Genomic DNA, 13,418 nt, shown 5'->3' with positions numbered 1-13,418 from the left:
CCAGCGCATTGCGGCGGCGCTCCCCCGCGGCCACAGTGGGCACATGACTGACACGGCGGCCCCGGACTCGACCCCGGACCCGACAACGATGCTGGCCACGGCCCTGGAAGAGGCCCGCGCCGGGCTCGCGGAGGGCGGCGTCCCGATCGGCGCGGCCCTCTTCGGCCAGGACGGACGGCTGCTGGGCCGCGGACACAACCGCCGGGTGCAGGACGGCGACCCGTCGGCGCACGGCGAGACCTCGGCCTTCCGGGCCGCCGGACGGCTGCGCGGATACGGGCGCACGACGATGGTGACGACGCTGTCCCCGTGCTGGTACTGCTCGGGCCTGATCCGGCAGTTCGGCATCGGCCATGTGGTGATCGGCGAGGCGCGCACCTTCTCCGGCGGCCACGACTGGCTCGCGGAGCACGGCGTACGGATCACACTGCTGGACGACCCCGACTGCGTCGCGCTGATGCGGGACTTCATCGCGGCGCGGCCCGAGCTCTGGTACGAGGACATCGGGGAGTGAAGGCCGACCGGGCTCGCCTCCCCGAGACAGCGGCGGTACGGGGCGCGGGCGGCGGGAAATGCGCTTGCGGCGCCGTGACCAGGTGTTCCTAGACTGGGCGGTATGCCCGCCGTCGAGGTCTCCGCCGTCGATCTGCACCGCATCGCGTCCTTCCGCGCCGCCTTCCAGCGGCGGCAGGCCGGGCGCGTGGTCGAACTCCCGGGCGGCGCGGCGGTCCTCAACGCCGCGTACGCCGCCTCTCACGAGCACAATCAGCTGGTCGTGGAAGGCCCGGTGGCGGTGGACGGCCTGCCCGCGCTCGCCGACGCCGTACTCGGCCATCTGCCGCACCGCCGGATCTCGGTGCTGGACGACCAGTTCGGCGTGCTGTGCGCGCCGACGCTGCTCGCGGCCGGTTACGAGCACGAGACGGAACTGGTGATGCGGCACTCGGGTCCCACGCCCGCGCCGGACCCGGCCGCCGAGACCGTCACGCCGCGGGCCCTGCGGTCCGCCGTACTGCGGCAGACGCGGCGGTGGCTGCCGAAGGCCGACGACGAGGTGGTGCGGCAGCTCACCGACCGTCGCGCCGCCCGGCTGCGGGGCGCGGAGCAGGTGCGGTTCCTGGCGGTCAGGGACGAGAAGGGGGCCGTCGGCGCGTGGACCGACCTCTACCTCGACCCGGCGGAGGGCATCGCGCAGATCGAGGAGGTCGTCACCGCGACCACGCATCAGCGGCGCGGCTACGCGGACGTCAATCTGGCCACCGCCGTGCACCTGGCGGCCGGGTGCCCGCTGCTGTTCCTGATCGCGGACGCGGACGACTGGCCGCGCGCCTGGTACGCGCGGCGGGGCTTCACTCCGATCGGCCGCTCACACGTCTTCACCCGCGCCGCGTGAACCGGCTGAACCGCCCGAACCAGGCGAGCCGCCCGAACCAGGCGAACCGGCCGCGCCCGCGCGGGAGCGTACGAGCATGGCCGCGATGTCGTCGTCGAGCTCTCCTTCGCTGAAGCGCAGGAGTTCGGCACGGAGCTGGTCGAGCAGTTCCCTGGGCTCCACGGGCGGTCTGCCGCTCACCCACCGGCGCAGCGAGAAGAACGTGCCCGTGTCGTCGCGGGTCTCGATGACGCCGTCGGTGTAGAGCAGCAGCCGGTCACCGCGGACCAGCGGGACGGTGTCCATGCGGTAGTCGGATCCCAGCAGCACGGCCATGTTCAGGGGCGGTGACGGGGCGCTCGGATCGAGGGCGGTGGCCTGGTCGCCGCGCAGCAGCAGCGGCGGCGGGTGGCCGCAGTTGAGGAGGACGGCGTGGCCGCCGTCGGCCGGGATCTCGACGAACAGGGCGGTGGCGAAGCGCTCGGGCGCGTCGCCGCCGGCGATCGACGCGCTGTAGCGGACCACGCTGCTGTCCAGCCTGCGGGCGACCGCCGCGAGGTCGGGTTCGTCGTGGGCGGCGTCGCGGAAGCTGTTGGCGATCGCCCCGGCCGCGCCCGCCGCGGTCAGACCTTTGCCGCGGACGTCGCCGATGAGCAGGCGTACGCCGTGCGGGGTGTCGGCCGCCGCGTAGAAGTCGCCGCCGATCCGGGCCTCCGCGGCGGCGGCCACGTACAGCGTCTCGACGTCCACGTTCCCGACACGGGGCGGCACCGGTCGCAGGACGACCGCCTGTGCGGTGTCGGCCACCGATCTGACCTGGGTGAGGGTCAGCTCGCGGTGCAGCCGGCTGTGCGCCGCGTATCCGGCCGCGGCGGTGACCAGGGCGATCGCACCGGCCGTGAACAGCATGTTCGGGGAGTCGATGATGAGCGAGTCACCGACCACCACGGCGGTCGCCACCACGCCCAGCGCGACGGTCGGGCGCACCGGCCACATCGACGCGGCCAGCGCGGGCGCGGCGGGCAGCAGGCGGCTGATCGCGAAGTCGGTCGGAGTGACCAACGCCACCACGATGATCATCACGGTCAGCAGGAGCGGGGCCAGGAGGACGGGATCCCTTCGGCCGTCCGGCCACCAGGAGCGCCAGCGGGATCGGATCGTCTTCACACTGTCGAGCATAACGGCGCATATCGGACAATACGTCTTCCCGGCCAGGCGGGTCGGCCGCTTCCTGCCGCGTGCGTGAGGCCCACGGACCGCGCCGCGTGACCCTCCGGGTGTCCGCCCGTCCGCCCGCCCGCCGGGCGCGGTGAGTCCGCCCTACGGGGTCCACTCGTCGGCGAGCAGCCCGAGCACCACCTCGTCGAGGAAGGAGCCGTACACCCAGGCCGCCCGGCGCAGCGTTCCCTCGACACGGAATCCGGCGCGCGTGGCCGCGGTGATCATCCCGGTGTTGTCGGCGAGGGTTTCGAGCTGGATACGGTGCAGGCCGCGCACGACGAAGCCGTAGTGGCACAGCGTACGGACGACATCGGTGCCGAGGCCGCGACCGCGGTAGCCGGGGCGCAGGCCGATGCCGAGGTGGGCGAGCCGGTTGTGGGTGTCGATGCCCCACATCGAGGCCGCGCCCGCCAGCTCCCGCGTCCGGGTCTCCACCACGGAGAAGACGACCACCTCCGGAGGAAGCCCGTTCACCGCGTACGGTGAGTCCGCCGTGTCCGGCGATACGGGGCGCCAGGGGCGGGAGTCGGAGCGGGACCTGCCCACCACGTCGTCCTGCAACTCGGCGTGGAGCACCGGGACATCGCTCTCGAACCTGGCCCTGAGCTGGATCTTCTCGCCTTCTATCATCCGGCATTGCTATACCGGCCGAATGCGTCGGTCAACCGAATTCGAGCCCGGCGCCCGCACCCCCGTACCCGTGCTGAAAGAGGTCTCACCGTGAAGGACGAACACGAATTCCGCGCCGCCGCGGATATCCCGTGGACCCCGGCGGAGGGCTCGCCGGGCGTCAGCGAGCGCGTGCTGTCCGCCGACCCGGCCGCCGACGGCGCGGAGCTGACCCGGCTCGCACGCTGGGAGCCGGGGCTCGACACGTCCGCCGCCGGGGTGATCAGGCACGCCTACTACGAGGAGGTCTATCTCCTGGAGGGCGAACTGGAGGACCTGACTCTGGGGAAGACCTTCACCAGCGGCCACTTCGCGTCCCGCCCTCCCGGCATGCCGCACGGCCCGTACCGCACGGGCCCCGGCTGTCTGATGCTGGAGATCCGCTACCGCCCGCGCCCGAGCTGACCGGCCGTCCCCCGCAGCCGGGCGGGTGACACGGCGGTGGCATGCTGGACGGCGTGTCCACCATCCCCGCCGACGCGGAGCCGATCGTGGCCGAGGCGCCGCCCGGCGCCGCGGCCGAGCCGCTGATGACGCAGTGGTGGCTGGACCTGGCCTTCGTGCACTGGCCGGTGGAGCCGGAGCTGGTGGCGCCGCTGCTGCCGCCGGGCGTACGGCCCGACACCCTGCACGGCGTCACGTACGTGGGTCTGGTCGCTTTCCGTATGCACCGGGTCGGCTGGTTCCGGCTGCCCGGTGTGCCGTATCTGGGGACCTTCCCCGAGACGAACGTGCGGCTGTACTCGGTGGACGAGCGGGGGCGGCGCGGTGTGGTGTTCCGGTCGCTGGACGCGTCCCGGCTGATACCGGTCGTCGTGGGCCGGGGCGTCTTCCGGCTGCCCTATCTGTGGTCGCGGATGTCGGTGCGCCGGGACGCCGACACCATCACGTACACCAGTTCCCGCCGCTGGCCGGGGCCGCGCGGCGCGCGGGCCTCGCTGAGCGTACGGATCGGTGAGCCGGTGGCGGAGCCCACCGAACTCGAACACTTCCTCACCGCCCGCTGGGGCATGCACAACGCCTTCTTCGGGCGGCCGGTGTATCTGCCCAACGCCCATCCGCGCTGGCCGCTGCACCGGGCCGAGCTGCTGTCCCTGGACGAGGACGTGGTGACGGCCGCCGGTCTCGCCCGGCCGCTGGGAGACCCGGTCAGCGTGCTGTACTCCCCCGGCGTCCCGGTCCGCTTCGGCCTGCCGAACAAGCCCGCGGGCATCCCGACCCCGTGAGCGCGGGTCCCCTGCCCTTTCGGACTCTCGTGACCGCCGGTCGTTACGGTCAGTCGTGACCGCCGGCCGTTACGGTCGGTCGTTACGGTCGGCCGCGCCAGGCGACGGCCGGTTCCCGGAGCGTGCCGGCCGCGGCCGTCTCGGGGGCGCTGCAGTACGGCAGGCCGTCCAGCGCGAGGTCGGCGCAGAAGCGGGTGACGAGGTCGGCGAAGTCCGCGATCCGCTCGACCGGCGCGAGGTGGTCGGTCTCGTCGATGGTCAGGAAGGTGGCGGCGCGCAGCACCGCGGCGACCTCGCGTCCCATCTCCGGGGTGCACAGCGTGTCGTACTCGCCGGTGACGACCAGGCTGGGCACCGCGGGTACGGGCTCCGGCCGGTACCACTCGTGCCGCATCAGCCGCTTGTTGTGCTCGGCGGACTTCCGCAACTGCTCGGCGTCCTGGCCGATCAGACCGCCGTACACCAGGCGGGCGACGGCCGCGTGCTTGCGTACCCGGCCGGTGCCGGGCGGGGACATGAAGCGGTCGGTGAGCTCGCGGGCGATCCGGTCGGTCTCGCCGCGGTCGATCATGCCGTCCCAGCGCTCCATGGCCGCCGCGTAGTCCGGCGGGATCCGGGTCGTCATGCCGACGAACAACAGCCGCTCGACGCGCGCCGGGTAGTGCTGGGCGAAGCGCAGGCCGACGGCGCCGCCGAAGCAGGCCGCGACGAGGGTGACGGCGGGCACCACCAGCTCGTCCAGCAGATGCCGGACGACGGCGGCCAGGAAGTCGATGCCGTAGAACGCCGGGAGGAAGTCGGCGGTGCCGTAGCCCGGCAGGTCGACGGTGATCACGTCGGCGGCGGTGCCGATCCGTTGCTCGTGCCGCATCCACGAGTGCCGGTCCTGGGAGGAGCCGCCGAGGATCAGCAGGGGGGCGTCGACCGGCCGTTCGTGGTGCCTGATCCGGCAGGTGTACCGGAAGCCCTCGTACTCCAGATGCCATTCACTGATCCGGGCGAATGACCGCGCCGCGGCGCCGTCGCTCTGGGCGGGCACCGGGCCGGGCAGGCAGGCGGTCGGCTCCTCGCGGGCGGCGGTGGCGAAGGACAAGGGGACTCCAGGGTTCGATGGCGGGCATCGACTCCTGCCTAACAGGGCGAACCGCCCCCGTGCGGGTCCGTGACCCGTTCGAGGGCGGTTCGCCGCGCCGCCTGCGCCGGTGGATTCGACATTCGTACACCTGGGGTAGAAACGCCTCCCCCAATGGGCTCCCCCGGACCGTACGCGCGTCGCCCGGCGGTCCGCCGCGTCAGGGTGCCGCGCGCACCTCGATGAGCATCGCGTGCTCCGGGTCGAGCGTCGGCATGGGGATTCCCGCCGTGGCCAGGACGGCGCCGGGCAGCGGCAGCCAGCCCTCGAGGGCGCGGGCCAGCCACGGCGGCGCGGTCGTCTGGTGGAAGGACGGCAGGCCGATCTCGGTGCGGACGCGGACCTGGTAGGCGGTGGCGGGGTCCAGACCCGGCAGCCGGACACGGCCCGACTGGCCCTCGGGCGAGGTGGCGATCCTGGCCCACGCGTACAGCGCGGCGGACCCGTCGGCCGCGACGACGCCGTGCAGCAGGACGGCGCCGCCCGCGAGGTCGGCGCGGACCACCCGTCCCGAGTGCAGCAGCGGGCGCTGCTCGCGGTAGAGCGCGGACCAGTGGGTCAGGCGGGCCAGCTCCTCGGGGGTGCAGCGGCTGAGGTCCTGTTCGATGCCCGCGTGGCCGAACAGGGCCGTGGCCATCCGGAAGGTGTCGGTGCCGGGGCGCCCGGTGGTGTGGCTCGGGGTGGGGCCGACATGCGCGCCGACGAGTTCTGGCGGCAGCAACTGGCCGGTCCAGCGCTGGATGGTCTGCCGTTCCACCGGGTCGTTGCAGTCCGAGGCCCACACCCGGTCGGTACGGGCGAGGACGCCGAGGTCGATCCGGCCGCCGCCGCTGGCGCAGCTCTCGATCTCCAGTCCCGGGTGGCGGGCCTTGAGCGCGTCGATCAGCCGGTACAGGGCGAGTACCTGGGCGCGGCTGCCGGGCCGGTCGACGCCGCCGGGGCCGCGCTCGACCGCCTCGTGCAGCTCACGGTTGTGGTCCCACTTCAGGTAGCCGATCCCGTACCGGCCGACGAGGGTGTCGAGCGAGGTGAGCAGGTACCGCCAGGCGTCCTCGTTGGCGAGGTCGAGCGTGTACTGGTGCCGGGAGCTGGGGCCGAGGCCCGCCGAGGGGCCGAGGATCCAGCCCGGGTGGTCGCGGGCGAGGTCGGAGTCGAGGTTGACCATCTCCGGCTCGACCCACAGCCCGAACTCCATGCCGAGGGAGCGGACGTGCTCGGCCAGCGGGGTCAGGCCGTCGGGCCAGACGGTCGTGTCCACCGTCCAGTCGCCGAGGCCCGCGGTGTCGTCGCGGCGGCCCTTGAACCAGCCGTCGTCCAGGACGAAGCGCTCGACGCCGACCTCGGCGGCCCGGTCGACCAGCCGCAGCAGCCGGTCCAGGTCGTGGTCGAAGTAGACCGCCTCCCAGCTGTTGAGGATCAGCGGGCGCGGGGTCGCCGGGTGAGTGGGGCGCGCGCGCAGCAGGGTGTGGAAGCGGTCGGCGAGCCCGTCGAGTCCCGCGTCGGACCAGGCGAAATAGCAGGCGGGGGAGGTGTAGGTCTCGCCCGGTGCCAGCCGTACCTCGCCCGCCCGCAGCAGCTCGCCGCCGCCGAGGACCACAGCGTGGTCGCTGCCCGCACCTTCCGGCAGCCGCTCGACGAGATACCGCTGGTCGCCGCTCCACCCGACGTGCAGGCCCCACACCTCGCCGTCCCGGAAGCCGAAGCCGGGCACGCCGACGGTCAGCAGGTAGGGCGAGTCGACGCCGGGCTTGCCGCGCCGGACCTCGCGGACGTACGAGCCGTAGTGCAGCGGGCGGCGCTGCGGGGAGCGTTCCCTGCTCCACTTGCCGGTGAAGTCCAGTACCTCGCCCGCGCGTTCGGGCAGCGGCAGCAGGAGGCCGAGGGCCGCCAGGTCGTACGGCGGGGCGTCGGCCGCGCCCTTCCCCGCTCCCTCGCCCGCGGTCAGTTCGGCGCTCACGGCGAGGACGCCCGACGGTTCGAGGAGGTAGGTGACGACGATGTCGAGATCCGAGACGGCGTCGCGCAGGTCGATCACCAACTCGCCACCGCCGCCCACCGGCTGGTGGTGCTCGGCGCCGGTCAGGATCGGCCGCGGGGTGGTCGCGGTGCCCGCGCGGTGGCCCTGCTGGGCGGGGTTGCCCGACCAGCCGTCGGCCTCGGTGGGCCAGACGGTGAACCGGCGCGGGACGTCGAGGGAGTTGTTGAGCACCGCGCCCTCGGCGGTCAGGCTCAGCGCGGCGAGGTCCGCGTCGGAGAGGTCGCCGAGGTCGGCGCCCCAGTGCAGGACTCTGGGCACCGGCTCGCCGAGTTCCACGACGAGGGCGACTCCTGCCGCGCGCAGGGTCACGATCCGCGCGGGGATGGTGGTCATGAATGAGTCCTTTCCGCAGGTCCGGTGACCATCATCGTCATCGGGCACAAGCGCGCTGTCGGTGGGGTGCGGCAGCCGTGCCGGTCACCGCGCCCCAACCGCGGGACCGCGCCGGGGCAGCGGGCGGGGCGGCCGGTCACGTAGCGGACCGGCGACAGCGCGACTACGGCCGCGGGCGGCCCTGTTCGGCAAAGCCTTCCGAGGCGGCCCGCCGACTGTCACACTCGCTGGTGTGCCCGACTTCGACGTGTTGGTGATCGGTTCAGGTCCTGGTGGTCAGAAGGCCGCCATCGCGGCGGCCAAGCTCGGACGGCGGGCGGCGGTGGTGGACCGCGCGGACTCGCTGGGCGGGGTGTCGATCCACACCGGCACGATCCCGTCCAAGACGCTGCGGGAGGCGGTGCTCTACCTCACCGGCCTCAACCAGCGGGATCTGTACGGCCAGAGCTACCGGCTCAAGGAGGACATCACCGTCGCGGACCTGACCGCGAGGACGCAGCATGTGGTCGGCCGCGAGGTCGATGTGATCCGCAGTCAGCTCTCCAGGAACCAGGTCGCGCTGCTCTCCGGCACCGGGCGCTTCGTCGACCAGCACACCGTCGCGGTGCGCGACACGGTCGGCCAGGACCGGCTGGTGACGGCCGAGCACATCGTCATCGCCACCGGCACCCGGCCCGCGCGCCCGGCGAGCGTCGAGTTCGACGACCGTACGGTGCTGGACTCCGACAGCGTCCTCAGCATGGAGCGGGTGCCGCGGTCCATGGTGATCGTCGGCGCCGGAGTCATCGGCATGGAGTACGCGTCGATGTTCGCCGCCCTCGGCAGCAAGATCACCGTGGTGGAGCAGCGCGAGGGAATGCTGGACTTCTGCGACGCCGAGATCGTCGAGGCGCTCAAGTACCACCTGCGGGATCTCGCGGTCACCTTCCGCTTCGGCGAGACGGTCGCGGCGGTCTCACGGCACGAGCGCGGCACCCTGACCGTGCTGGAGAGCGGCAAGAAGATCGCCGCTGACGCCGTGATGTACTCGGCGGGACGGCAGGGCCTGACCGACGAACTCGACCTCGACAAGGCCGGTCTGCAAGCCGACAGGCGCGGCCGGATATCGGTGGACGAGCACTTCCGCACCGCGGTCCCGCACATCTACGCCGTCGGTGACGTCATCGGCTTCCCCGCCCTGGCCGCGACCTCGATGGAGCAGGGCAGGACCGCCGCGTACCACGCCTGCGGCGAACCGGTGCACGCGATGCGGGACGGCCAGCCGATCGGCATCTACACCATTCCCGAGGTCAGCTTCATCGGCCGCACCGAGGACCAGCTCACCGACGAGCTGGTGCCGTTCGAGGTCGGTGTGTCCCGTTACCGCGAGCTGGCCCGCGGCCAGATCATCGGTGACGCGCACGGCATGCTGAAGCTGCTGGTCTCGCCGGAGGACCGCAAGCTGCTCGGCGTCCACTGCTTCGGCACCGGCGCCACCGAGCTGATCCACATCGGCCACGCCGTGATGGGCTGCGGCGGCACCGTCGACTACCTCGTGGACGCCGTCTTCAATTACCCGACGCTCGCCGAGTCCTACAAGGTCGCGGCGCTCGACGTCACCAACAAGATCCGGCAGATCGACCGGCTGGGGGACTGAGCCGCGCGGGTGCTGTGTCGCCGATGAGTTTTCGGCGGGCGGCCGGTCATAAAGGTGAACGGCGGCGCTCGGACGCCGACGACAGCCTGACGCGAGGAGACCGCGATGCCCCGGATCACCCCCAACCTCTGGTTCGACACCGAGAGCCAGGAAGCCGCCGAATTCTACGTCTCGGTCTTCCCGAACTCGCGGATCACCGACACCACCTACTACGGCGAGGCCGGTCCGCGCGAGGCGGGCACCGTACTGACCGTGGAGTTCGAGCTGGACGGCCAGCCGTACATCGCGATCAACGGCGGCCCCGAGTTCCCCTTCACCGAGGCCGTCTCGCTGCTCATCACCTGTGAGGACCAGGCCGAGGTCGACCACTACTGGGCCCGGCTCACCGAGGGCGGCGGCTCCGAGGGCCCGTGCGGATGGCTCAAGGACAAGTACGGGCTGTCCTGGCAGGTCGTCCCCACCGGCATGGTGGCGATGCTGAACGACCCCGACACGGCGCGCGGCCAGCGCGCGATGAAGGCGATGCTCGGCATGAAGAAGATCGACCTGGCGGCGCTCAAGGCCGCCGCCGACGGCACCGGAGCCTGAGGGACGCCGACGGGAAGACGTACGACGCGCCGCTAAGAAGTGCCGTCCGACGCGGGGCGGGCACGAGGGTGGCGGCGCAGGAAGTCGTCCACGAGGCGGTCGGTGAAGTCCCGGTCGACCGGGTCCCCGGTCACCAGGACGCGGTGGTAGATCGGACCCACGAGCCGGTCGACCTCGGCCGTCATGTCGAGACCCGCGGGGAGTTCGCCGCGGCCCACCGCGTTCTCCAGCGGGAGCCGGTCGCGGCGGCGCTGCTCGTCGAGACAGCGGGCGCGCAGCACGGCCCCGAACTCCGGGTCGTGCTGCGCGTGTCCGAGCAGGGCCCGGAAGACCGCGCCCGCGTCGGACGCGGTGAGGAAGCCGGCCAGCAGGCCCAGGTGCGCGCGGAGATCGGCGCCGAGATCGCCGTGGTCGGCCGGGGCGAAGGCTTCGGCGGCATCCTGGAGGAAGGCGTCCAGAAGGATGTCGGTCTTGGTGTTCCAGCGGCGGTAGATGGTCTGTTTGGCGACCCCGGCCCGCGCCGCGATGCCCTCGATGGTGACACCGGCGAAGCCCTTCTCGACCAGGAGGTCGTCGGCGGCTTCCAGTACGGCCATACGTGCCTGCTCGCTGCGCCCGTGCCGGTTGCCGTGGTGCCGCGCCGTCCGGTCGACATCGGCCTCCGCGCCCCTGGCGCCCTCCGCGCCCTCCGCGCCCTCCGCGCCCCTGGCGCCCTCTCCGCCCTTGGCGCCGTCGGCGACTGAACTCCCTCGTTCCATGTCCGCATCCTCCGGGTCCCAGGGTATGTCGGCAACTTCTAGACGCAACGCAACGGTGCGTCTACTCTAGAGCTCATGACACCGACCAGCACCCTTCGCGACCCCCGGGTCGTCTCCGCCCTGACCGCGATGTTCGACCGGGCCGCGCAGGACGACGCGACCCGCCACCGTGTCCGGGCCGCGTGGCCCGACGGCTTCGCCCCGGCGACACCGCAGGAGTTGGCCGACGCCAACGCCGAGGTCTACATGCCGATCTCGGCCGACGGCGGAAAGCTCCTCTACAACCTGGTCCGGGCCGTCCGCCCGGCCACCGTCGTCGAATTCGGCACCTCCTTCGGGATCTCCACGCTCCACCTGGCCGCCGCGGTGCGGGACAACGGCGCGGGGCGGGACAACGGCGCGGGGCGGGTGATCAGCACCGAACTGAGCGCGGACAAGGCCGCCGCGGCCCGCGCGACCTTCGCCGAGACGGGTCTCGACGCACTGGTCAGCGTCCTCGAAGGCGACGCCCGCGACACCCTCGCCGAACTGTCGGGTCCGGTGGACTTCCTGCTCCTCGACGGCTGGAAGGACCTCTGCCTGCCCGTCCTGCGACTGCTCGAACCGCGCCTCGCACCGGGCACCCTCGTCGTGGCCGACGACGTGGACCTCACGGACCTGGCGCCGTATCTCGACTACGTCCGCGATCCGCGCAACGGCTACGAGAGCGTCACCTTCCCGGTCGAGGACGGCATGGAGATCAGCTGCCGTCTGTGAGCGACGGCGGCAGGGGGCCCGGTAGGACGAACGGCCGGGCAGGGCGAGAGCGGACACGGCCTGCGGGCAGACGGCACCGGGCAGGCGGCAGCGGGCCAGGCAGAGGACAGCGGGGCCGGAGCGGCCCGGAGGGCAGAGGCGGATGAAGGGCGACGCCATGGAGCGCGCGGAGCAGCCGGGGCCGAGCCCTCGCGGAGTGCGACGGCTGCTCGCCGACCACGCCATCGACACCCGCCCGCTGGCGCTGCCCGCCTTCCGGCGGCTCTTCATCGGCCAGGGCACCTCGTTCGTCGGCTCGATGCTCACCCAGATCGCGGTGCCGGTCCAGGTCTTCCGGATCTCGCACTCGTCGCTGGCCGTCGGCATGGTCGGCTTCGCCGGTCTGGTGCCGCTGATCGTCTTCGGCCTCTACGGCGGGGCCATCGCCGACGCCGTCGACCGCAGGACGCTGTATCTGTGGTCCTCGCTCGGCACCTGGACGGTGACGCTGGCGCTGCTCGCGCAGACACTGCTCGACCTGCGCAGTGTCGGGCTGATCCTCGCCCTGGTCGCGACGCAGTCGGCCGGGTTCGCGATGGCGAGTTCCGCGCGCGGCGCGATCGTGCCGCGCATCGTCGAACCCGGCCTGATCCCCGCCGCGAACACCCTCAACTACGTGATCGGCACGGTCGGCGAGGTGATCGGCCCGCTGATCGCCGGTGTCCTCGTCACCGTCCCGCACGGCTTCGCGTACGCGTACGGCGCGGACGCCGTGCTGTTCACGGCCGCGCTGCACTCCACGCTGCGGCTGCCCCGACTTCCGCCGGACGGCTCCGCGGCCCGCCTGGGTCTGCGGTCGGTACGGGACGGGCTGTCCTTCATCGGCGGGCGGCCGGTGCTGGTGATGAGCTTCTTCGTGGACATCTGCGCCATGACGCTGGCGATGCCGCGGTCACTGTTCCCCGCCGTCGCGGACGCCCGCTTCGGCGGCTCCGTCGGGCTGCTCTACTCCGCCATCCCGATCGGCTCCGTCCTGGCCGGGTTCGCCAGCGGTTGGATCGGCCGGATCCGGCGGCAGGGCGTGGTGCTCACCGGCGCCGTGCTGGTGTGGGGCGCCGCCGTCGCCGTCTCCGGCCTGGCCCGGCAGCTCTGGCTGGTCGTCCTGCTCCTCGCCGTCGCCGGCGCGGCCGATCTGGTCAGCGCGGTCCTGCGCCAGACACTCCTCCAGACCTACGCCCCCGACGAGATGCGAGGCCGTATGCAGGGCGTCCACACCGTCGTCGTCGCCGGCGGCCCCCGGCTGGGCGACCTGCGCGCCGGTACCATGGCCGCCGCGCTCGGCGCCGGGCTGTCCTGGACGATCGGCGGCTTCGCCTGCGTGGCGGTCGTGGCACTCGCCGCCCCGCTGGCCCGCTCCTTCTGGCGCTACGACTCCGGCGCCCCGGCCCCGGCGGCCGGCGTCGCGAAGGACACCGGCCCCCTGCGCGAGCGAACAGCCCCCTGACGGCTCACCAGCCGGTGCGCCCCGCCGGGTACGTCCGCTCGCATCAGCTCTTTGCACCAACCACATTCGCACCAGTCGGCACACTCCCCTCCCGGCGCCGGATCTGTCATCGTCAACGTGTCAGCGCACGAACAGAAGTGCGCACAAGCGGACCCACAACCAGACATGACCCGACGTCGAACCGACAAGGGAGTCGTACATGGCCC

General features: G+C 72.6%; 13 protein-coding genes. 8 read left to right on the top strand and 5 right to left on the bottom strand.

Going from position 1 to position 13,418, the window contains the following annotated elements:
- Window positions 1-43: 43 nt before the first annotated feature.
- Together BGM09_RS09260 and BGM09_RS09255 are read left to right on the top strand one after the other, a co-directional pair.
- Window positions 44-514, top strand: coding sequence for a nucleoside deaminase (locus BGM09_RS09260; RefSeq protein ID WP_223186544.1), 471 nt, complete (start codon window positions 44-46; stop codon window positions 512-514).
- A 102-nt stretch (window positions 515-616) separates the two neighbouring features.
- The gene (locus BGM09_RS09255) at window positions 617-1,393 is read left to right on the top strand and encodes a GNAT family N-acetyltransferase (protein ID WP_188280990.1); all 777 of its coding nucleotides are present in this window, start codon (window positions 617-619) and stop codon (window positions 1,391-1,393) included.
- Here the strand turns inward: BGM09_RS09255 and BGM09_RS09250 are convergent.
- Window positions 1,367-2,539 carry a PP2C family protein-serine/threonine phosphatase gene (locus tag BGM09_RS09250; protein WP_317452605.1) on the bottom strand — a complete coding sequence of 391 codons (1,173 nt, stop codon included), beginning with the start codon at window positions 2,537-2,539 and terminating at the stop codon, window positions 1,367-1,369. The two genes, BGM09_RS09255 and BGM09_RS09250, sit on opposite strands and share 27 nt — an antisense overlap.
- A gap of 153 nt (window positions 2,540-2,692) precedes the next feature.
- Window positions 2,693-3,223, bottom strand: a complete 531-nt coding sequence (locus BGM09_RS09245) for a GNAT family N-acetyltransferase (RefSeq protein WP_188280988.1) — start codon at window positions 3,221-3,223, stop codon at window positions 2,693-2,695.
- Window positions 3,224-3,313: 90 nt separating this feature from the next.
- Here BGM09_RS09245 and BGM09_RS09240 point away from each other — a divergent pair, with 90 nt between their 5' ends.
- Both BGM09_RS09240 and BGM09_RS09235 read left to right on the top strand, forming a co-directional pair.
- Entirely contained in the window at window positions 3,314-3,667 is a 354-nt protein-coding gene (locus BGM09_RS09240; protein WP_188280987.1) for a cupin domain-containing protein, read from the top strand.
- A 125-nt stretch (window positions 3,668-3,792) separates the two neighbouring features.
- Window positions 3,793-4,488: a YqjF family protein gene (locus tag BGM09_RS09235; RefSeq protein WP_223186555.1), complete on the top strand. Its 696-nt coding sequence runs from the start codon at window positions 3,793-3,795 to the stop codon at window positions 4,486-4,488.
- An 82-nt stretch (window positions 4,489-4,570) separates the two neighbouring features.
- Here the strand turns inward: BGM09_RS09235 and BGM09_RS09230 are convergent, their stop codons facing one another.
- Together BGM09_RS09230 and BGM09_RS09225 are read right to left on the bottom strand one after the other, a co-directional pair.
- Window positions 4,571-5,581: an alpha/beta fold hydrolase gene (locus tag BGM09_RS09230; protein ID WP_223186543.1), complete on the bottom strand. Its 1,011-nt coding sequence runs from the start codon at window positions 5,579-5,581 to the stop codon at window positions 4,571-4,573.
- A 199-nt stretch (window positions 5,582-5,780) separates the two neighbouring features.
- The gene (locus BGM09_RS09225; RefSeq protein ID WP_188280985.1) at window positions 5,781-7,991 is read right to left on the bottom strand and encodes an alpha-galactosidase; all 2,211 of its coding nucleotides are present in this window, start codon (window positions 7,989-7,991) and stop codon (window positions 5,781-5,783) included.
- A gap of 232 nt (window positions 7,992-8,223) precedes the next feature.
- Between BGM09_RS09225 and sthA the strand changes: the two genes are divergently transcribed.
- On the top strand, window positions 8,224-9,627 hold the full coding sequence (gene sthA, locus BGM09_RS09220) for a Si-specific NAD(P)(+) transhydrogenase (RefSeq protein ID WP_188280984.1): 1,404 nt from the start codon (window positions 8,224-8,226) through the stop codon (window positions 9,625-9,627).
- Between the two features lie 105 nt (window positions 9,628-9,732).
- Window positions 9,733-10,215: a VOC family protein gene (locus tag BGM09_RS09215; protein ID WP_188280983.1), complete on the top strand. Its 483-nt coding sequence runs from the start codon at window positions 9,733-9,735 to the stop codon at window positions 10,213-10,215.
- A 32-nt stretch (window positions 10,216-10,247) separates the two neighbouring features.
- Here the strand turns inward: BGM09_RS09215 and BGM09_RS09210 are convergent, their stop codons facing one another.
- A complete protein-coding gene (locus tag BGM09_RS09210) occupies window positions 10,248-10,973 on the bottom strand; it encodes a TetR/AcrR family transcriptional regulator (protein WP_188280982.1) in 726 nt (241 codons plus the stop codon).
- A gap of 75 nt (window positions 10,974-11,048) precedes the next feature.
- On the opposite strand from BGM09_RS09210, the gene BGM09_RS09205 reads away from it, so the two are divergent.
- Both BGM09_RS09205 and BGM09_RS09200 read left to right on the top strand, forming a co-directional pair.
- Complete coding sequence (locus BGM09_RS09205; protein WP_188280981.1) at window positions 11,049-11,729, top strand: O-methyltransferase; 681 nt, start codon at window positions 11,049-11,051, stop codon at window positions 11,727-11,729.
- Between the two features lie 142 nt (window positions 11,730-11,871).
- Complete coding sequence (locus tag BGM09_RS09200; RefSeq protein WP_223186542.1) at window positions 11,872-13,212, top strand: MFS transporter; 1,341 nt, start codon at window positions 11,872-11,874, stop codon at window positions 13,210-13,212.
- Window positions 13,213-13,418 lie beyond the last annotated feature (206 nt).

Origin of the sequence: Streptomyces sp. CBMA29 (assembly GCF_014596445.1) — a bacterium.
Taxonomy (GTDB): domain Bacteria; phylum Actinomycetota; class Actinomycetes; order Streptomycetales; family Streptomycetaceae; genus Actinacidiphila.
Note: the sequence above shows the minus strand (reverse complement) of the source record. Positions and strands in the feature narration are given on the sequence as shown.